Origin of the sequence: Actinoallomurus liliacearum (genome assembly GCF_039542035.1) — a bacterium.
Taxonomy (GTDB): Bacteria; Actinomycetota; Actinomycetes; order Streptosporangiales; family Streptosporangiaceae; genus Actinoallomurus; species Actinoallomurus liliacearum.
The window spans coordinates 895,949-912,812 of record NZ_BAABHJ010000005.1 but is presented as its reverse complement, the minus strand read 5'-3'; the positions used below and the strand labels follow the sequence as shown (position 1 = coordinate 912,812).

The window sequence follows — 16,864 nt, the reverse complement described above, 5'->3', positions numbered from 1 at the left end:
AATGACCAGATTGATCATGAGCCACTGGTCCGGACATCCGCTCAGGGCGTTATGGCCATGCCCGCGAGCACCCGGCCGGCCAGGTCGCCGTCTCCGCTGACCTGCACCTCCGCCCCGGACGGCGCCACGCGGCCGCCGCCGAGCCGGAGGAACGTCTCCCAGTCCATGCGGAGCCGTACGGTCGGTCCCGACGGCTCCTCCGCGAAACGGGCCCGGCGGTCGGCGCCCATCGCGACGCACCAGCGACGCTCCGGCGTCTCGACCACGACCGTCTGACCCGGCTCGGGCCGTCCGCGCTTGCCGACGACGAAGGGCAGGGAGTCGCCGAGGATCCTCGCGCTGACCTCGGCGGCGGGACCGTCGAGGTTGCCCGGACGCCCGGTCGCGCGGCGTACGTCCTGTTCGTGCATCCACACGTCGAACGCCCGGTGCGCCATGAAAGCGCCGTAGGGCATGTCCCGGCCGAAGGGCGTGGGGACGACCTGGGCCAGGTCGACGGCGTCGGATCGCAGCGACGCGACACGCCGATCGATCACCCCGCGCAGCTCGCCGAGGACCTTCTCCGGGGGCCAGGAGCGGAACCCCTCGACGTCGAGAGCGGTATTGGCCACCGTCCGCGGCTCGTCGTCCGCGGCCTCGCCGAGCAGCCAGCGCTCGATCCCCAGGATATGCGCGTACTGGTCCTGGACCGACCAGCCGGGACACTCGGTCGGCCGGGTCCAGTCCGCCGCGTCCAGCTCCTCGCCCAGCGCGATCATCGACCGGGCCGTCTGTTCCAGGGCGTCGATGTTCGCCCGCCACTCGTCGCTCATCCGTGACTCCTCGCTGCCGGGGGATGGGGGCAGGGCTCAGTAGGCGTCGGCGGGGACGTACACGCCCCAGACGTCGCGCAGCGCGTCACAGACCTCGCCGACCGTGGCGCGGGCCCGCAGCGCCTCCTTGAGCGGGTACAGCAGGTTGCCGTCGCCCGCGGAGACGTCGCCGGTGTCCGCCTGCGCGCCCTCCTTCTCCGCGAGGTGGCGCAGGTCGTCGAGGCGCCGGCGGACCTCGTCGTTGTCGCGCTCGGCCCGCAACCGCGCGAGCCGCTCGGCCTGGGCCTCCCCGATGGCCGGGTCGACGCGCAGCGGTTCGTACGGCTCATCATCCTCGGTACGGAACCGGTTGACGCCGACCACGACCCGGTCACCGCCGTCGATCTCCAGCGCCGTGCGGTACGCCGACCGCTCGATCTCGGCCTTCTGGAAGCCCTTCTCGATGGCGCTCACCGCGCCGCCCATCTCCTCGACCTGGTCGATGAGGGCGCGTGCGGCCTCCTCGATCTCGTCGGTCATCGACTCGACGGCGTACGACCCGGCGAACGGGTCGACCGTGCGCGTCAGGTCCGACTCGTGCGCGATCACCTGCTGGGTGCGCAGCGCGAGGCGCGCGGCCTTCTCGGTGGGCAGCGCGATCGCCTCGTCGTAGGAGTTGGTGTGCAGCGACTGCGTGCCGCCCAGGACCGCGCCGAGCGCCTGGATCGCGACGCGGACGAGGTTGACCTCGGGCTGCTGGGCGGTGAGCTGGACGCCCGCGGTCTGGGTGTGGAACCGCAGCATCTGGGACTTGGGGTTCTTCGCGCCGAACTCCTCGCACATGAGGTGCGCCCAGATCCGGCGGGCCGCGCGGAACTTCGCGACCTCCTCCAGCAGGGTGGTCCGGGCGACGAAGAAGAACGACAGGCGCGGTGCGAACGCGTCGACGTCCAGCCCCGACTCGACGGCCGCCCGGACGTACTCCTTGGCGTTGGCGAGGGTGAACGCGATCTCCTGTACGGGCGTCGCCCCGGCCTCGGCCATGTGGTAGCCGGAGATCGAGATCGTGTTCCACTTGGGGATCTCGTTCTTGCAGTACCGGAACGTGTCGGCGACGAGCCGCAGGCTGGGCTTCGGCGGGAAGATGTAGGTGCCCCGCGCGATGTACTCCTTGAGGATGTCGTTCTGGATCGTCCCGGTCAGGCGGTCGGCGGGGACGCCCTGCTCCTCGGCGACGAGCTGGTAGAGCAGCAGGAGCACGGCCGCGGGCGCGTTGATCGTCATCGACGTCGACACCTCGCCCAGCGGGATGCCGTCGAACAGCACGCGCATGTCCTCGATCGAGTCGATCGCGACGCCGACCTTGCCGACCTCGCTGCGGGCGAGGTCGGCGTCCGAGTCGTACCCCATCTGGGTGGGCAGGTCGAACGCCACCGACAGGCCCGCGGTGCCGGCCTCGATGAGCTGGTGGTAGCGCCGGTTGGACTCGGCCGCGGTGCCGAACCCGGCGTACTGCCGCATCGTCCAGGGCCGTTGGGTGTACATGGTCGGGTAGACGCCGCGTGTGAACGGGAACGCGCCCGGCTCCCCCAGCCGCTCGGCGGCGTCGAACCCCTCCAGCGCCGCGGGCCCGTAGACGGGTTCGATCGGCAGCCCCGACTCCGAACGCATACCGACCATCACCTTCCCAATCAAGCTGTTGACCTGCGGAAACAGTCTTGGTCGCACATGCCGCGCGACCCATCCGCACCCTTGTGCGATCGTACGACCGATCGTCTCCGCGGTACACGGCGGCCACAAGGTGGCCTACTTCACACCGCGACCGACCCGCCGGGAGTGGCCGGAAGGCGGTAGATCGGGTGGGATCGCCGCCCAAATTCTTGGTCGGCATCCACGGCCCAAAGATCACGAATAGGGCAAGTCCGATCAAGAAACCGGAGGCGCCTCTGGAGGGCTTCGTCAGGCCTCATTATTGGGGGTACACCCGCTGTGTCGTTCCCGTACCCGTCCTCTACCGTTGGGCCGCCATGCGAACGTTGATCGCCTTCGTCGCCATTTCTGGGGTTGTCGCGCCGCTGTACGCCGTTCCGGCCCACGCCGACACCGTCGTCGGCGGGCCCGAGCTGAGCAAGCATGGCTACATCTGGGACCACTCCGCCGGGGTGTCCGCTCCGCCGCACATCCAGGCGTCGTCGTACGTCATCGCCGACCTGGAGACCGGGCGCATCCTGGCGGCGAAGGACCCGCACGGCGAGTACCGGCCCGCCAGCACGCTGAAGACCCTGACCGCGATCACGCTCATCCCGCGCCTGAACCCGACCCAGAAGATGAAGCCGTCACAGAACGCGGTGAACGCGTCCGGGTCGGCGGTCGGCATGGACACCAAGTGGACCTACACGGTGCGCGACCTGTTCCACGGCCTGCTGATGCAGTCGGGCAACGACACCGCCATCGCCCTGTGCGAGGCGAACGGCGGGCTCGCGCCGTCCCTCGAGCAGATGAACGCCGAGGCCCACCGCATCCAGGCCCTGGACACGGTCGCGCGTACGCCCAACGGCCTCGACGACGACCCGCCGCTCACGCTCGCCCAGCAGCACAGCTCCGCGTACGACCTCGCGCTGATCATGAAACAGGGCCTGACGCTGCCCGACTTCCGCAAGTACGTCGGCGCGACGCTGTACCACTGGCCGGCCCCGCCGGACAAGAAGGAGCGGGAGAAGGGCAAGAAGACCGGCGGCTACGAGATCGGCACGCACGACCACCTGCTGATCGGCAGCAGGCCCTACCGCGGCATGATCGGCGGGAAGAACGGCTGGACCAGCCACGCGCTCGGCAGCTTCGTCGGCGCGGCCACCCGCGACGGCCACACGATCATCATTTCGCTGATGCACGCCCAGTCCGACTTCTGGGACGACGCGCGCGCCCTGCTCGACTGGGGCTTCGAGGAGCGCGCGAAGGCGGGCTCCGCCGGGACGCTCGTCGACCCGATCCCGCCGCCGCAGCCGAAGAAGCCCCCAGCGGCGGCGACGAAGCGGCCGAACACGGTGCGTCTCTCCCCGGCCGACGGCCCCGACTGGCGCAAGCTGGGCGCCGCCGGCGGTGGCGGCCTGGCCCTGCTGGCGATCGTCGCCGGGCTCCTGTTCGGCCTGCGCCGGCGCCGGCGGGCGGCGCTCGCCGAGGCGGCGGCCCCGCCGCCCGCCGGCGGTCGCGTCCGCACCTTCGGCCCGGAGCGGCCGCCGTCCGGCGCCGCGTCCGAGACCCGCGACGAGGCGACGCGGACCGGTCCCGAGTCCGGGTCCGGGTCGCCGCACCGCGGCGACGTGAAGGTCGCGGGCGCCCCGCTGTCCTCCGGCCCGGCGGAACCGTCCGCCCGGGAGACCGCGCCGAACCCGGTGCGACGTGTGGAGGACGAGCCGGCCGACGAGGACTGACTCCAGGCGACGCGGTCTCAGATGGTCAGGCGGCGGATGGTGGCGAAGCCGCCGGCGAGCATGACGGCGACGGCGGCGGCGAGGACGCCGGTGACACCGGTGGCGGTGATGGTGGTGAGGAAACGGCCGATGTCCGCCCAGCCGTGCGCCCACGTCGCGATGATCGCGGCGAGGGCCAGCACGCCGAGTTGTGTCGCGCCGAAGATCATGGTGCCGGGCAGCCCGGCGCGGCGGTGGACCAGGCCGTACCACATCCCGTAGACGAACAAGAGGACGAACGTCGTCGTCGCGGTGAGCCACGACAGGTACCAGGGGCCATCGAGGAGGTAGGGGACGCGGAAGTAGGCCATGTGCAGGCCCCATCCGCCGGTCGCGCGTTCGAGGATCTGGCCGACCGCGACCACGAGCCCGAAGCACACGGCCAGGGCGAGGGCCAGTGCGGTGACGCCGAGGAAGTAGGCGCGGCGGCTGACCCCGAGGGTGAGGGCGAACGGCAGGGCGCGGGCGACGGACTGCGCGCCCACGATGAGCACGACGAGGAAGGCGGCGGCCAGGCCGCCGACCCAGCGGTGGTCGGTGTGGCCGGCCGGGGTGAGTCGCAGGATCACCACGTCGAGGATGAAGCCGAAGGCAGCCCACACCCAGGGCAGTACGAGGTAGGTGACGCGGTCGAGGAGCAGGTAGCGGACGACGGTGACGATCGGGGTGTGGCGCATCAGGATGCCCTCGCTGCCGTGAGGCCGGACTGGTCGTGGTGCTCGGCCGCGTAGACCGCGAGCTGCTGAAGGGTGACCCCCTCCAGGCGCAGGCGCAGGTGGTCGGCGAGTTCGCGATCGCGCTCGTCGAGCCGGCCGATCATCACCGCCGTGGTCTGCGTGCCCATCGTGCGCCGGTTCAGCGTCGTGCGGCCGGCGACGAACCGCTCCACGCCGCCGGCCGGGCCGGTGACGACCGTGGCGGCGCCGCGCAGGTCGTCGGTGAGCGCGTCGAGGACCAGCCGGCCGTGGTCGATGACCAGGACGCGGTCGAGGAGCTCGGCGGCCTCGTCGATGAGGTGGGTCGAGAGCACGATGCACCGCGGGTGGGCGGTGTAGTCGGCCAGCAGTTGGTCGTAGAAGAAGGTGCGGGCGACCGCGTCCAGGCCCGCGTACGGCTCGTCGAACAGGGTGAGCTCGGCGCGGGTGGCCAGCCCGATGATGATGCCGAGCGCGGTCCGCATGCCGCGCGACAGCTTCTTGATCGGCCGGGCCGGCGGCAGCTCGTACGCGTCCAGCAGCGTGCCGGCCAGCTCGGCGTCCCAGTTCGGGTACAGCAGCGAGGCCGCCCTGATCGCGTGCCGGACCCGCAGGTCGGGGTACGTCTGGTCCTCCCGTACGAGGATCATCCGGCGCAGCACCGCGTCGTTCTCCAGCGGCCCGTCCCCGAACACGTGCACGCGCCCGGAGGTGGTGAACTCCTGGCCGGCCAGAATGCGCAGCAGCGTGGTCTTCCCGGCGCCGTTGCGGCCCAGCAGTCCGGCGATGCACGGAGTGTCGATCTCGAAGGTGACATCGGTCAGCGCCTGATGGCCGCGGTAGTGGCGCGTGACCCCGGCCACCGAGATCGCCGGCGTCATGCCCGTTCTCCCGTCGTCACCTCGGCGGAGGCCAGCTCCTCGCGGACCAGCCCGAGCAGCTCGTCCAGCCCGATCTCGAGCCGTGCCGCCTCGACCACCAGCGGCCGTACGTAGCGGTCGGCGAAGTGGCGCCGCCGGGCGCGCACCAGCCGGTCCCGCGCGCCCTTCGCGACGAACATGCCGACGCCCCGCCGCTTCTCCACCAGGCCCTCGTCCGAGAGCGTGGTGAGGCTGCGCGCCGCCGTGGCCGGGTTGACCCGGTAGAACGCCGCGAGTTCGTTGCTGGACGGGACGCGTTCGCCCTCGCCCACGGTGCCGTCGGCGATCTGGTTCGCCAGCTCGGCGGCGATCTGGGCGAAGATCGGCCCGCCGTCATCGAGGAGTGACATCATGCCTCCGTTGCTTAACTGGTTCCCCACTCTACTAATGAACCAGAATACTGGGCAACGGGGCGGGTGTGCGGCGGGCTAGGCCCCTTCGGTCCGGGCCGGTGGTTCCTCGTCCACGTTGAGCACCGCCCGGCGCGTGGCGGTCCAGGCCGCGGTGAACAGGATGAAGCGCGACACGACGTTGATCCAGATGAGCAGTCCGACGATCACGGCGAACGACGCGTACAGCGGATTGCGCATGACGTGCCCGATGAGGTAAGTGCCGAGCAGCTTCAGCCCCTCGAAGCCCACGGCCCCGAACACGCAGCCCCGCAGCAGCCGCCGCCAGGACGCGCGGGTGCCGGAGAGGCGGGCGAACAGCACCAGGAAGAGGAAGGTGTTCGCCGCGATGGCGACGCCGATCGCCACCAGCCGCAGGACGGTGCCGGCACCCGGCACGTCGGACAGCCCGGTCCAGTGGAGGACGGCGTGGGTGGCCGAGGTGGTCAGGCTCGACAGCGCGACAGAGGCGAGCAGCGTCAGGCCCAGGACCACCAGGACGGCCAGGTCCGACAGCTTCTTGATCACCGGGTTGGCGTCGTGCTCGGGGTCGCCCTTCCACATGGTGCGCAGGGACTCGCGCCAGACGCCGATCCAGCCCAGGCCGCTCCACGACAGGCCGAGCAGCGCGAACACGCTTGCCCCCGCCTTGGCGGCGGCGATCTGCTGGACGGGCAGCTTGTCGGCGAGGCCGGGCAGCAGTTCGAAGATCGCCTTGGTGACGTACTCGCGGGCGCCGGGGCTGATCGCGACGACGTACCCCATCACGGCGAAGGCCAGGGCGACCAGCGGGAAGAAGGACAGGAACCCGTAAAAGGTCAGGGCGGCGGCCATCCGGTCCCCGCGGTACCGCTGGTAGCGCTCGTAGGCCCGGCCCAGGTGGTCGAACCACCGCCAGCGCGCCCGAAGCGCGCGCAGGAATCCCTTGACATGCTCCTCGACCGAGGAGACCCCGCGCTGCACCCCGCTGATCACCGGCGCCATGGTGGGGCACTACCCCAGTGTGGCGAGAAGATTCACCCGGAGTGAGCAATCATGAACGGTATGCGTGGTCGCCGAACGGGAAGTGCCACCGGGGCCGCCACACGCCGTCCAGCCCGTGCTCGTACAGCCAGAAGCCGTCCACGGGGAACTCCGCCTCGTACCCGGCGAGCTCCTTGAACGCCTGGTCGAGCAGGTCGTCCGGGAGGTGGTGGGCGACGGTGACGTGCGGGTGGTACGGGAACGGGCGCTCGACGGCGAGCGGACCGCGGCGGATCTCGTACTCGAGGCGCTCGCAGTCGCCGATGCCCTCGGCGAGCGCGACGAACACCACCGGCGACACCGGCCGGAACGTGCCGGTCCCCCGCAGGTGGATGTGGAACGGGCGTTCGCCCAGGGCGACGCCGCGCAGGTGCCGGTCGATGTCGTCGAGCGCCGGGACCGGCACCCGCGTCGGCGGCACGAGGGTGATGTGGGCGGGGATCGACGTGGCGAGCGGATCGCCCAGCGCGGCGCGGCGGCTCTGCAGCTCGGGACCGTACGGATCGGGGATGGCGACGGCCACCCCGATCGTGCGCTCCTCGGCGTCAGGCACGGCCCAGGAACCCCACCCGGTCGCGGACCGTCTCCATCGTCTCGCGGGCCACCTCGCGGGCGCGGTCGGCGCCGACCGCGAGCATCCGGTCCAGTTGCGCCTCGTCGGCGAGCAGTTTGCCGGTGCGCTCCCGGATCGGCACGAAGGTGTCCAGGAGGATCTGGGCGAGCTCCTTCTTCAGCGCGCCGTACCCCTGGCCTTCGAAATGCCGCTCGAGGTCCTCGATGGAGGTGCCGGACAGCGCGGAGTGGATCCGCAGGAGGTTGGTGATGCCCGGCTTGCTCTCCTCGTCGGCCTTGATCTCGGTGCCGGTGTCGGTGACCGCACGCATGACCTTCTTGCGCAGCGGGCCCGGCTCGTCCAGCAGGTCGACGATGCCCTGCGGCGAGGAGGAGGACTTGCTCATCTTCGCCGTCGGGTCCTGCAGGTCGGTGATCTTCGCGGCGGCCTTCGGGATGTACGCCTCGGGGGCGACGAAGGTCTCCCCGAACCGGTGGTTGAACCGCTGCGCGAGCGTGCGGGTCAGCTCCAGGTGCTGCCGCTGGTCCTCCCCGACCGGCACCTGGTCCGCCTGGTAGAGCAGGATGTCGGCGGCCTGAAGGATCGGGTACGTGAACAGGCCCACCGAGGTGCTCGACGCGCCCTGCTTGGCGGACTTGTCCTTGAACTGCGTCATCCGGCCGGCCTCGCCGAACCCGGTGATGCAGGACAGCACCCACTGCAGCTCCGCGTGCTCGGGCACCTGGCTCTGCACGAACACCGTGCTGCGCTCCGGGTCCAGCCCGATCGCGAACAGCTGCGCGGCCGCCACCCGCGTGCGCCGCCGCAGCACCTCCGGGTCGGTCTCCACCGTGATCGCGTGCAGGTCGACGATGCAGTAGAACGCGTCGTGGGTGTCCTGGAGGGCGACCCACTGCCGGAGCGCGCCGAGGTAGTTGCCGAGGTGGAAGGAGTCGGCGGTCGGCTGGATGCCGGACAGGACCCGCGGACGCGGGGCGGACGGGCTGGACTCGATGGGCATAGCTGGATTCTCTCAGGCTTCCTCGGTGTCCGCCGGTGGGGTCGGCGGCGGGCTGAGGCGGACGCGTGACACACGGCGGCCGTCCACCTCGGTGACGGTGAGGCGATGACCGTTCACCTCGACGTTCTCCCCGACCTGCGGCAGGTGTCCGAGAACGGCCATCAGGTAGCCCGCGACCGTCTCGTACGGCCCTTCGGGCAGCTCCAGGCCGGTCTCGTCGGCGAACGCGTCCAGGTTGAGCAAACCGTCGACCTCGAGCGCGCCGCCGTGCAGGCGACGGGCGTGGGCGTCCTCGACGTCGTACTCGTCGCGGATCTCCCCGACGAGCTCCTCGACCAGGTCCTCGAGGGTGACGATCCCCGCGGTCCCGCCGTACTCGTCGACGACGATCGCCAGGTGGTGACCCTCGCGCCGCATCTCCGACAGCGCGGCCAGCACCCGCTTGCTCGCCGGCAGGTACAGGACCGGCCGGACCAGCTCGCCGACCGGAGTGGACCGGCCCGCGAGCTGCGGATCGAGCAGGTCGCGGACGTGCACGAACCCGATGACGTCGTCGTGGGAGTCGCGGTAGACGGGATACCGGGAGTGCGGGCTGCCGGTGGTGGTGCGCGCGGCCTTCGCCAGCGGTGTCGAGGCGTCGAGGAACTCCACCTCCGTGCGGGGCACCAGCACCTCGCGCAGCTGGCGCTCCCCGGCGTCGAACACCTCCTCGATCAGGTTCCGTTCGTCCAGGGCGATCTCCGTCGTGCCGGCCACCAGCGAGCGGATCTCCTCCGCCGTGATGGCCTCACGGGAGGTCTCCGGGTCGCCGCCGAGCAGCCGCACGACGAGGTTGGTCGACCTCGACAGCAGCCAGATCACCGGCCGCGACACCTTCGCCATCCGATCGAGGAACGGCGCCACCATCATCGCGGTGCCCTCGGCCCGCTGCAGGCCGAGCCGCTTAGGTGCGAGCTCGCCGATGACGAGCGTGACGTACGAGATGATCAGGGTCACGCCGACGACGCCGATGAACCCGGCGAGCCCCTCCGACATGCCTTCTCGGATCAGGGCCTTCTTGGCGGTCTCGGACAGCGTGATCGCGCCGTACGCGGATGACAGCAGCGCCGTCAGCGTGACGCCGATCTGCACGACCGCGAGGAAGCGGTTGGGGTCGCTGACGAGCCGTGCCACCGCGGTGCCGCGCCGACCGTGCTCGCCCATACGGCGGACCTGACTGTCGCGCAGCGACACGAGAGCGATTTCGGAGGCCACGAACAGCGCCTCGACGAGAATGAGCGCGAGGACGATCGCGGCGCTCACCAGCGTTTCTCTCATGAGAAACGCCTGTAACTATGTGGGTCGTCCATGTCCAGGTGGGTTGTTCGGAAAGACTAGAGCTGAAAGCGTACCCGCAAAGCTTGGAGGTCAAATGAAACTTCTCGTCACCGGGGGCGCCGGATACATCGGCAGCGTCGTGTCGGCCCGGCTGCTGGAGGCCGGGCACGAGGTCGTCGTGCTGGACGACTGCTCGACCGGCCACGCCGACGCCGTGCCGGACGGCGCGCGGCTCATCCGGGGCACGCTCCGGGAGGCGGCCCACGAGACGCTGGCCGCCGGGTTCGACGGCGTGCTGCACTTCGCGGCCAAGTCCCTCGTCGGCGAGTCGGTGGAGAAACCCGGCCTCTACTGGGACAAGAACCTCGGTGAGTCGCTGGCCCTGCTCGACGCGATGCGGACCCACGGGACGCCGCGCATCGTGTTCTCCTCCACCGCCGCGACGTACGGCGAGCCCGAGCGGACGCCGATCCTGGAGACCGACCCGACTCGTCCGACCAACCCGTACGGCGCGTCGAAGCTGGCGATCGACACGACGCTGGCGGAGTACGCCCGGATGTACGGCCTCGGCGGGGTGAGCCTGCGCTACTTCAACGTCGCGGGCGCGTACGGGCGGTTCGGCGAGCGGCACACGGTCGAGACGCACATCATCCCGAACGTGCTGAAGGTGCCACTCGGCGAGCGCGAGTCGGTCGCGGTCTTCGGCACCGACTATCCGACGCCGGACGGCACCTGCGTCCGCGACTACATCCACGTCGTCGACCTGGCCGAGGCGCACCTGCTGGCCCTCGACGCCTGCGCGCCGGGCGAGCACGAGATCTTCAACCTGGGCAGCGGCTCGGGCTACTCGGTCCGCGAGGTCATCGACGTGTGCCGCGAGGTCACCGGGCACGAGATCCCGGCGGTGGAGAGCCCCCGGCGGGCCGGCGACCCCGCCGTGCTGATCGCCTCCTCCGCCAAGATCTCCGACCGGCTCGGCTGGAAGCCCGAGCGCGACCTGCGGGCGATGGTCACGGACGCCTGGGCGTTCGCGCGGCGGTAGGCCGGGACGACCCGTCCCGGCCGTGGCGGCGCCTCCCGGCTGGAGCCGCGCGTCGCGCCCGAAGCGGCGCCGCTCCGGCCTGAGCGGCGCCTTCCTCCGGGCGTGGCGTGCCCCGTCCGGGAGGGCCTCAGTGGGCGGTGAGCGGGCCGAGCTGGGCCTGGAGGCCGGACAGGGCCTGCTCGGGGCTCTGCTGTCCGCGCAGCGCCGCGTAGGCCGCCTCCTGGATCGCGGTCGTGACGTCGCCGTAGCGGACGGCCTCGGGCCGCGGCACGGCGTTCTGGATGGAGGTGGCCAGCGTCGGCAGGTACGGCTGCGCCTTGACCATCGCGGGGTCGGAGTACAGCGCGAGGCGGGACATCGGGTACGCGCTGCCCAGCCCGAAGGTCTTCTCGGCCTCGGCGCCGGTGACGTACCGGATGAAGTCCAGGGCCGTCTTCTTGTGCTTGGAGAAGGCGGAGATCGCGACGTTGTTCCCCCCGAGGGTGGAGATGCCCGGGCCGATGCGCCCGGGCAGCGGCGCCACGTCGAACCTGCCCGCGACCTTGCTGGAGCCGTCGGTCTTGCCGGCCAGGGCGTAGACGTAGCCCCAGTTGCGGTGGAACAGCAGCTCGCCGGCTTCGAAGGCCCGCCGGCCGTTCTCCTCCTGGTAGGTCAGGGCGGCCTTGGGAATCAGGCCGTTCTTCAGACCGTCGGTCAGGAACCGCAGTCCGGCGAGGGCCTCCGGCGTGTTCAACGCCGGCCGTCCGGAGGCGTCCAGGACGTGCCCGCCCGCGCTGTCGATCGCCTCGGTGACGTTGACGGTGAGACCTTCGTACTTGTCGTACTGCCCGGCGTAGCACCCGATGTCGACCGACTTCCGCACCTTGGCGCAGTCGTCGGTGAGCTCCTGCCAGGTCTTCGGCGGCCCGGCGATGCCGGCCTTCTTCAGCAGGTCGGTCCGGTAGTACAGCAGCCCGGCGCCGGTGAGCCACGGCGCGGCGTACAGCTTTCCGCGGTACTGCCCGGTCCGCAGTGACGGGGTGAGGAACCCGCTCGCGTCCAGGCCGGTGATCGGCTCGACCCACTGGTTCGCGGCGAACTCGGCGGTCCAGACGGCGTCCAGCGTGACGACGTCGAACGCCGTCGACTTGATCTGAGCGTTCTGGACGAGCTGCTGACGCTGGGCGTCGGCCGCCTCGGGCAGGTCGACGAGCGTGACCTTCGCGTCCGGGTGCGCGGCGTTCCAGCCGTCGACGACCTTCCGGAGCGTGCCGGTCGGCTCCTTGAAGCTCGCCCAGGTGATGGGTCCACTGCCGGCCGAGTCGCCGGAGCTCCCGGAGGAGCCTCCGGAGGATCCACAGGCGCACAGCCCGAGGGCCAGGACGGCGCCGAGGAGGCTCCGGCGCGGGAAACGGTGCTTCATGGTCACTCCGCGGGTGGGGTCGGGTGCTTGGGGCGTCAGGGGGCGGGGGTCGCGCCGTCCGGGAGGGAGACGACGGTGCCGGTGTGCCGGGCCCGTTCGGCCGCCCATACGAGCCGGTGGCTCGCCAGGGACGTACGGGCGTCCGAGAGGAGCAGCGACGGGTCGCCGGTGGCCAGTGCGGCCACGAACGCCTCGGCGAGGGCCTGGTCCGCCCCGCCGTGGTCGCCGGCCAGCGAGACCTCCACCCCTTCGTCGGTCTCGATGACCTCCCGGGTGCCGGAGACGAAGTCGTCGGCCGTGAGCCGGACGCCGTCACCCTCGATGAACCCGTGCGAGCCGAAGATCCGCGTCTTGCGGAACCCCATGGGCGTGAAGGCGCTCGCGGTGAACGACGCGGTCACCCCGCCCTCGTACTCGATCGTGACGACCTGTTGGTCGACGGCGTCGTTGTCGCAGGCGTACACGCATCTGCCGTACGGCCCGTCGCGCAGGGCCGCGCGCACTCCCTCCGGCGAGGGGTCGAAGGTCAGGGCGCTCAGCGGCCAGTGCGTCCGCGCCGGGTCGCCGACGAAGCCGAGGTAGGTGCGCGGCGCGGAGTACGGGCAGGACGGCTCCACCGCGCAGTCGAGGCACCGGTCGGCGGCGCCCTCGGGGCGGTTCTCGGGCCGGAAGTGGGTGAGCGCGCCGAAGGAGGACACGCGCACCGCGGGCCGGCCGATGATGTGGGCCAGCCAGTCGATGTCGTGGCAGCACTTGGCCAGCAGCATCGGGGAGGACTCGTCCGCGCGCCGCCAGTTGCCGCGCACGTAGGAGTGGGCGAAGTGCCACCAGCCGATCGGCTCCAGGTGCTGCACGCCGGCGACGGCGCCGATCCGCCCCGCGTCGATCAGTCCCTTCAACGTGCGGGTGTAGGCGGAGTAGCGCATCACGTGGCACACCGCGAGCATCACCCCGGCGCGCTCGGCGGCCGCCGCGATCGCCGCCGATCCGGCCTCGGTGGGCGCCATCGGCTTCTCGAGCAGCAGGTGGTAGCCGCGTTCGGCGAAGGCGACGGCGGGCTCGACGTGCTCGCCGTCCCGGGTGGCGACGATGACGCCGTCGGCCCGCCGGGGCAGCGCCGCCAGCTCACGCCAGTCGGTGAACACCTGGTCCGGCCCGAGCCCGTGCTCGGCCGCGGCCCGCTCACGACGCTCGGCGACGGGATCGGCCACCGCCACGACGCGGGCACGGCCGTCGCGGACCGCGCGGCGGCCGTAGTCCGAACCGCGCATCCCCGCTCCGACGAGGGCCAGGGTCACCGGCATCGACACCCCCGAGTTATTAATAGAAGGTTGTTTAATATCGCAGAGGATCCGTCGCACGGGCGGCGGGTGTCAAGGGGGTCATGGTGAGACGAGGCGGCGACCCGTCCCGGCTGCGGCGGCTCAACTCCACGGACGTGCTCGCGGCCCTCTACGCCGAGGGCCCTCGCACGCTCACCGAGATCAGCGCGGTGACCGGGCTCTCCCGCCCGACCGTCGAGGACGTCGTCGAGGGCTTCGTGCGGGACCGGATCGTCCGCGAACTGCCGCCCGAGCCCGGCGGCGCCGGGCGGCCCGCGCGGCGCTTCCGTTTCAGCGCCGAGGAGGGATTCGTCGCCGGGATCGACATCGGGGTCCACAAGGTCCTCGTCTTCCTCGCCGACCTCGAGGGCGAGGTCCGGCAGGTGTGCCGCAGCGTGGTCGAACCCGAGTGCGGCCGCGCCGAACGCCTCGAGGCCGCGCGCACCACCCTCGCCCGCGCCCTCGACGAAGGCGGGGTCGCGCCGGACCGCCTGCGCGCCATCGGCCTCGGCACCCCCGGCGTCGTCCGGGACGGCGTCGTCACCCTGTGCACCGTGCTGCCCGACTGGACCGACCTGGACCTCGGTCACGCGCTGGCGGCGGGCATGCCGGCTCCAGCCCTCGCCGAGACCGAGGCGCCCGCCGCCGGGGCCGCCCGGGCCGGCGTGCCGATGCTCGTGGAGAACGACGCCAACCTCGCGACCATCGCCGAGCACTGGCGCGGGGCGGCCCAGGACGTACAGGACGCCGTCTGCGTTCTCGCCGGCAACCGCGTCGCGGCAGGCGTCCTCATCGGCGGCCGCCTCCACCGCGGGCACCGGGGCGGCGCCGGCGAGCTCGGCCTGCTGCGCGTCCTGGGCTGGGAGGACGCGCCGGACCGCCTGCTGGCCGCCTGTCCCGGCAGCCGTGACCTGGCCGCCGTCTTCACGGCCGCCCGGTCCGGCGACGCGCGGGCCACGGCCGCCGTCGGCGAGTTCACCGCCGACCTGGCGACCGGCACCGCCGCCCTGCTCCTCGCCGTCGATCCCGCCGTCGTCGTCGTGGGCGGCGGCCTGTCCCGCGCCGGCGACCTGATCGTCGATGGGCTGCGCGAGCGGCTGGCCGCGCTGTGCCCGCCCCCTCCCGAGGTCAGGGTGTCCGCGCTGGGCGACGAGGCGGTCGCCACCGGCGCCGTCCGCATCGCCCTCGAACGAGCGACCGCGGACCTCTTCCCCGACGGGCTGCCGATAGGATCAGCGCCCACACGATAGGCACGGTGATCATGGATTTTCGCGACTGCTTCGGGCGTGATCCGGAAGGAGTCTGGCGCGCCCCGGGTCGCGTCAACCTCATCGGCGAGCACACCGACTACAACGACGGCTTCGTGCTGCCCTTCGCTCTGGCCCAGGGTGTCTCGGTCGCGGCCGCCCGCCGCGACGACGGCGTCCTCGAGCTCCGTTCCCTGCAGTCACCGGACCCCGTACGCGTCACCGACGCGAAGCCGGGCCAGGTCAGCGGCTGGGCCGCCTACGCCGCCGGGGTGGCCTGGGCGCTCCGCGAGGCCGGCCACGAGGTCGGCGGCGCGTCCGTGCTCATCGACTCCGACCTGCCCCAGGGAGCCGGCCTGTCGTCGTCGGCGGCGCTGGAGTGCGCCGTCGCGCTGGCCCTGTGCGACCTGTACGGGATCGAGGTGCCCCGGCCGGAGCTGGCCCGCATCGCCCAGCGCGCCGAGAACGACTTCGTCGGGATGCCCTGCGGGATCATGGACCAGTCCGCCTCGCTCCTGTGCGCCGAAGGCCACGCCCTCCTGCTCGACTGCCGCAGCGGGCTGTCCGCCCAGGTCCCGCTCGACCTCACCGGCCTGTCCCTCCTGGTCATCGACACGCGCGCCGAACACGAGCTGGTCGACGGCGGGTACGCCGCCCGCCGCGCCGCCTGCGAGAAGGCCGCGCAGGTGCTCGGCGTCGCGGCGCTGCGCGACGTCGAGGACCTCGCCGCCGCGCTGCGGGTCCTCGACGACCCGGTCCTGCGCCGCCGCACCCAGCACGTCGTCACCGACGACCACCGCGTACAGGCGGCGGTGGGCCTGCTGCGGGCCGGCGCCGTCGCCGAGGTCGGCGCGCTGCTGACCGCCTCGCACCTGTCGCTGCGCGACCAGTTCGAGGTCTCCTGGCCGGAGGCCGACGTCGCCGTCGAGGAGGCCGTACGCGCGGGCGCGCGCGGCGCCCGGATGGTCGGCGGCGGCTTCGGCGGCTCGGTGATCGCCCTGACCCCGGTGGACCGCGAAGAACGGGTGCGAACGGCCGTCACCGAGGCGTACGCCGACCGCGGCTGGGAGGCGCCCCGTTTCATCGACGCCGTCCCGTCGGTCGGCGCCCGCCGCGTGTCCTGACACACCGGGATCGCCCGCACCGCCATCCTTGGTGGCATGCGGCGGTATGAGGCGATAACGGTGTTCCTGCTCCTCGTCGGAGGAGTGCTGCTCCCGGTGGTCGGCTGGCTGATCGGGGCGGTGATGCTCCTCGGCTCGTCGCGCTGGACGCTGCGTGACAAGGCCGCCGGGCTGCTGATCTGGCCCGGCGGGCTGGCCGTGGCCGCGGCACTCGTCGTCTTCGCCCCGACCCGGGAATGCGTGTACGTGGACGACGCGGGCGGCCACCGGCACGGCGGCCAGTGCACGGGCACCGCCCTGCCCGGCTGGCTGGGCGTCCCCCTCCTGCTCGTCGCGATCGCCGGGCCGCTGCTGACGGCCGGATACCTCACCTGGCGCGCCCGCCGGTCGGCCTGACCCACGCGGGAGGGCCGCGGACCCACGACGGCGGTGGGCCCGCGCCGGATGATTCGCCGAGACCCTCGGCGGCCCGCGCCGATTGCGGGCACTGACGGCGAAGGCCGCCGGATCCCGCTCAGGGACCCGGCGGCCTTCACCGTCGTTCGGCA

Annotated in this window: 16 protein-coding genes; 5 read left to right on the top strand and 11 right to left on the bottom strand. The window is 72.0% G+C overall.

Annotated elements, in window-relative coordinates; all coding sequences use genetic code 11:
- Nucleotides 1-41 precede the first annotated feature (41 nt).
- Nucleotides 42-812 carry a maleylpyruvate isomerase family mycothiol-dependent enzyme gene (locus ABD978_RS12255; protein ID WP_345353136.1) on the bottom strand — a complete coding sequence of 257 codons (771 nt, stop codon included), beginning with the start codon at nucleotides 810-812 and terminating at the stop codon, nucleotides 42-44.
- Between the two features lie 36 nt (nucleotides 813-848).
- Nucleotides 849-2,462 (bottom strand): acyl-CoA mutase large subunit family protein, encoded by a 1,614-nt coding sequence (locus tag ABD978_RS12250; RefSeq protein WP_345353134.1) that lies wholly within the window; start codon nucleotides 2,460-2,462, stop codon nucleotides 849-851.
- 356 nt (nucleotides 2,463-2,818) lie between these two features.
- Here ABD978_RS12250 and ABD978_RS12245 point away from each other — a divergent pair, with 356 nt between their 5' ends.
- Nucleotides 2,819-4,222, top strand: a complete 1,404-nt coding sequence (locus ABD978_RS12245) for a D-alanyl-D-alanine carboxypeptidase family protein (RefSeq protein ID WP_345353132.1) — start codon at nucleotides 2,819-2,821, stop codon at nucleotides 4,220-4,222.
- 17 nt (nucleotides 4,223-4,239) lie between these two features.
- Here the strand turns inward: ABD978_RS12245 and ABD978_RS12240 are convergent, their stop codons facing one another.
- The 7 genes from ABD978_RS12240 to ABD978_RS12210 form a co-directional block, all read right to left on the bottom strand.
- Nucleotides 4,240-4,938, bottom strand: coding sequence for a hypothetical protein (locus ABD978_RS12240; protein WP_345353130.1), 699 nt, complete (start codon nucleotides 4,936-4,938; stop codon nucleotides 4,240-4,242).
- Nucleotides 4,938-5,837, bottom strand: a complete 900-nt coding sequence (locus ABD978_RS12235; RefSeq protein ID WP_345353128.1) for an ABC transporter ATP-binding protein — start codon at nucleotides 5,835-5,837, stop codon at nucleotides 4,938-4,940. Before ABD978_RS12235 ends, ABD978_RS12240 begins: the two co-directional genes overlap by 1 nt.
- Complete coding sequence (locus ABD978_RS12230; protein WP_345353126.1) at nucleotides 5,834-6,226, bottom strand: GntR family transcriptional regulator; 393 nt, start codon at nucleotides 6,224-6,226, stop codon at nucleotides 5,834-5,836. The genes ABD978_RS12235 and ABD978_RS12230 overlap by 4 nt, the downstream gene beginning before the upstream one ends.
- Before the next feature lie 78 nt (nucleotides 6,227-6,304).
- Nucleotides 6,305-7,240 (bottom strand): YihY/virulence factor BrkB family protein, encoded by a 936-nt coding sequence (locus tag ABD978_RS12225; protein WP_345353124.1) that lies wholly within the window; start codon nucleotides 7,238-7,240, stop codon nucleotides 6,305-6,307.
- Nucleotides 7,241-7,298: 58 nt separating this feature from the next.
- Entirely contained in the window at nucleotides 7,299-7,841 is a 543-nt protein-coding gene (locus tag ABD978_RS12220; protein WP_345353122.1) for a 2'-5' RNA ligase family protein, read from the bottom strand.
- Nucleotides 7,834-8,862 (bottom strand): tryptophan--tRNA ligase, encoded by a 1,029-nt coding sequence (gene trpS, locus ABD978_RS12215; protein ID WP_345353120.1) that lies wholly within the window; start codon nucleotides 8,860-8,862, stop codon nucleotides 7,834-7,836. The genes ABD978_RS12220 and trpS overlap by 8 nt, the downstream gene beginning before the upstream one ends.
- Before the next feature lie 12 nt (nucleotides 8,863-8,874).
- A complete protein-coding gene (locus ABD978_RS12210; RefSeq protein WP_345353118.1) occupies nucleotides 8,875-10,179 on the bottom strand; it encodes a hemolysin family protein in 1,305 nt (434 codons plus the stop codon).
- A 94-nt stretch (nucleotides 10,180-10,273) separates the two neighbouring features.
- Here ABD978_RS12210 and galE point away from each other — a divergent pair, with 94 nt between their 5' ends.
- Nucleotides 10,274-11,221 carry a UDP-glucose 4-epimerase GalE gene (gene galE, locus ABD978_RS12205; RefSeq protein WP_345353116.1) on the top strand — a complete coding sequence of 316 codons (948 nt, stop codon included), beginning with the start codon at nucleotides 10,274-10,276 and terminating at the stop codon, nucleotides 11,219-11,221.
- 127 nt (nucleotides 11,222-11,348) lie between these two features.
- On the opposite strand, the gene ABD978_RS12200 is transcribed toward galE, so the two are convergent.
- Together ABD978_RS12200 and ABD978_RS12195 are read right to left on the bottom strand one after the other, a co-directional pair.
- The gene (locus ABD978_RS12200) at nucleotides 11,349-12,623 is read right to left on the bottom strand and encodes an ABC transporter substrate-binding protein (protein ID WP_345353114.1); all 1,275 of its coding nucleotides are present in this window, start codon (nucleotides 12,621-12,623) and stop codon (nucleotides 11,349-11,351) included.
- Nucleotides 12,624-12,658: 35 nt separating this feature from the next.
- Nucleotides 12,659-13,927, bottom strand: a complete 1,269-nt coding sequence (locus ABD978_RS12195) for a Gfo/Idh/MocA family protein (RefSeq protein WP_345353687.1) — start codon at nucleotides 13,925-13,927, stop codon at nucleotides 12,659-12,661.
- Between the two features lie 80 nt (nucleotides 13,928-14,007).
- Between ABD978_RS12195 and ABD978_RS12190 the strand changes: the two genes are divergently transcribed.
- The 3 genes from ABD978_RS12190 to ABD978_RS12180 are packed head-to-tail and all read left to right on the top strand — an operon-like array spanning nucleotide 14,008 to nucleotide 16,712.
- Complete coding sequence (locus tag ABD978_RS12190; protein WP_345353112.1) at nucleotides 14,008-15,195, top strand: ROK family transcriptional regulator; 1,188 nt, start codon at nucleotides 14,008-14,010, stop codon at nucleotides 15,193-15,195.
- Nucleotides 15,196-15,206: 11 nt separating this feature from the next.
- Complete coding sequence (gene galK, locus ABD978_RS12185) at nucleotides 15,207-16,316, top strand: galactokinase (RefSeq protein ID WP_345353686.1); 1,110 nt, start codon at nucleotides 15,207-15,209, stop codon at nucleotides 16,314-16,316.
- 36 nt (nucleotides 16,317-16,352) lie between these two features.
- Nucleotides 16,353-16,712, top strand: a complete 360-nt coding sequence (locus ABD978_RS12180) for a hypothetical protein (RefSeq protein WP_345353110.1) — start codon at nucleotides 16,353-16,355, stop codon at nucleotides 16,710-16,712.
- The last annotated feature ends 152 nt before the right edge of the window (nucleotides 16,713-16,864 follow it).

Excerpts from the sequence above, each read along its gene's own strand:
- ABD978_RS12255 (WP_345353136.1), bottom strand. The coding sequence starts at position 812 with ATGAGCGACGAGTGGCGGGCGAACATCGACGCCCTGGAACAGACGGCC.
- ABD978_RS12250 (WP_345353134.1), bottom strand. The coding sequence starts at position 2,462 with ATGCGTTCGGAGTCGGGGCTGCCGATCGAACCCGTCTACGGGCCCGCG.
- ABD978_RS12245 (WP_345353132.1), top strand. The coding sequence starts at position 2,819 with ATGCGAACGTTGATCGCCTTCGTCGCCATTTCTGGGGTTGTCGCGCCG.
- ABD978_RS12240 (WP_345353130.1), bottom strand. The coding sequence starts at position 4,938 with ATGCGCCACACCCCGATCGTCACCGTCGTCCGCTACCTGCTCCTCGAC.
- ABD978_RS12235 (WP_345353128.1), bottom strand. The coding sequence starts at position 5,837 with ATGACGCCGGCGATCTCGGTGGCCGGGGTCACGCGCCACTACCGCGGC.
- ABD978_RS12230 (WP_345353126.1), bottom strand. The coding sequence starts at position 6,226 with ATGTCACTCCTCGATGACGGCGGGCCGATCTTCGCCCAGATCGCCGCC.
- trpS (WP_345353120.1), bottom strand. The coding sequence starts at position 8,862 with ATGCCCATCGAGTCCAGCCCGTCCGCCCCGCGTCCGCGGGTCCTGTCC.
- ABD978_RS12210 (WP_345353118.1), bottom strand. The coding sequence starts at position 10,179 with ATGAGAGAAACGCTGGTGAGCGCCGCGATCGTCCTCGCGCTCATTCTC.
- galE (WP_345353116.1), top strand. The coding sequence starts at position 10,274 with ATGAAACTTCTCGTCACCGGGGGCGCCGGATACATCGGCAGCGTCGTG.
- ABD978_RS12200 (WP_345353114.1), bottom strand. The coding sequence starts at position 12,623 with ATGAAGCACCGTTTCCCGCGCCGGAGCCTCCTCGGCGCCGTCCTGGCC.
- ABD978_RS12195 (WP_345353687.1), bottom strand. The coding sequence starts at position 13,927 with ATGCCGGTGACCCTGGCCCTCGTCGGAGCGGGGATGCGCGGTTCGGAC.
- ABD978_RS12190 (WP_345353112.1), top strand. The coding sequence starts at position 14,008 with ATGGTGAGACGAGGCGGCGACCCGTCCCGGCTGCGGCGGCTCAACTCC.
- galK (WP_345353686.1), top strand. The coding sequence starts at position 15,207 with ATGGATTTTCGCGACTGCTTCGGGCGTGATCCGGAAGGAGTCTGGCGC.
- ABD978_RS12180 (WP_345353110.1), top strand. The coding sequence starts at position 16,353 with ATGCGGCGGTATGAGGCGATAACGGTGTTCCTGCTCCTCGTCGGAGGA.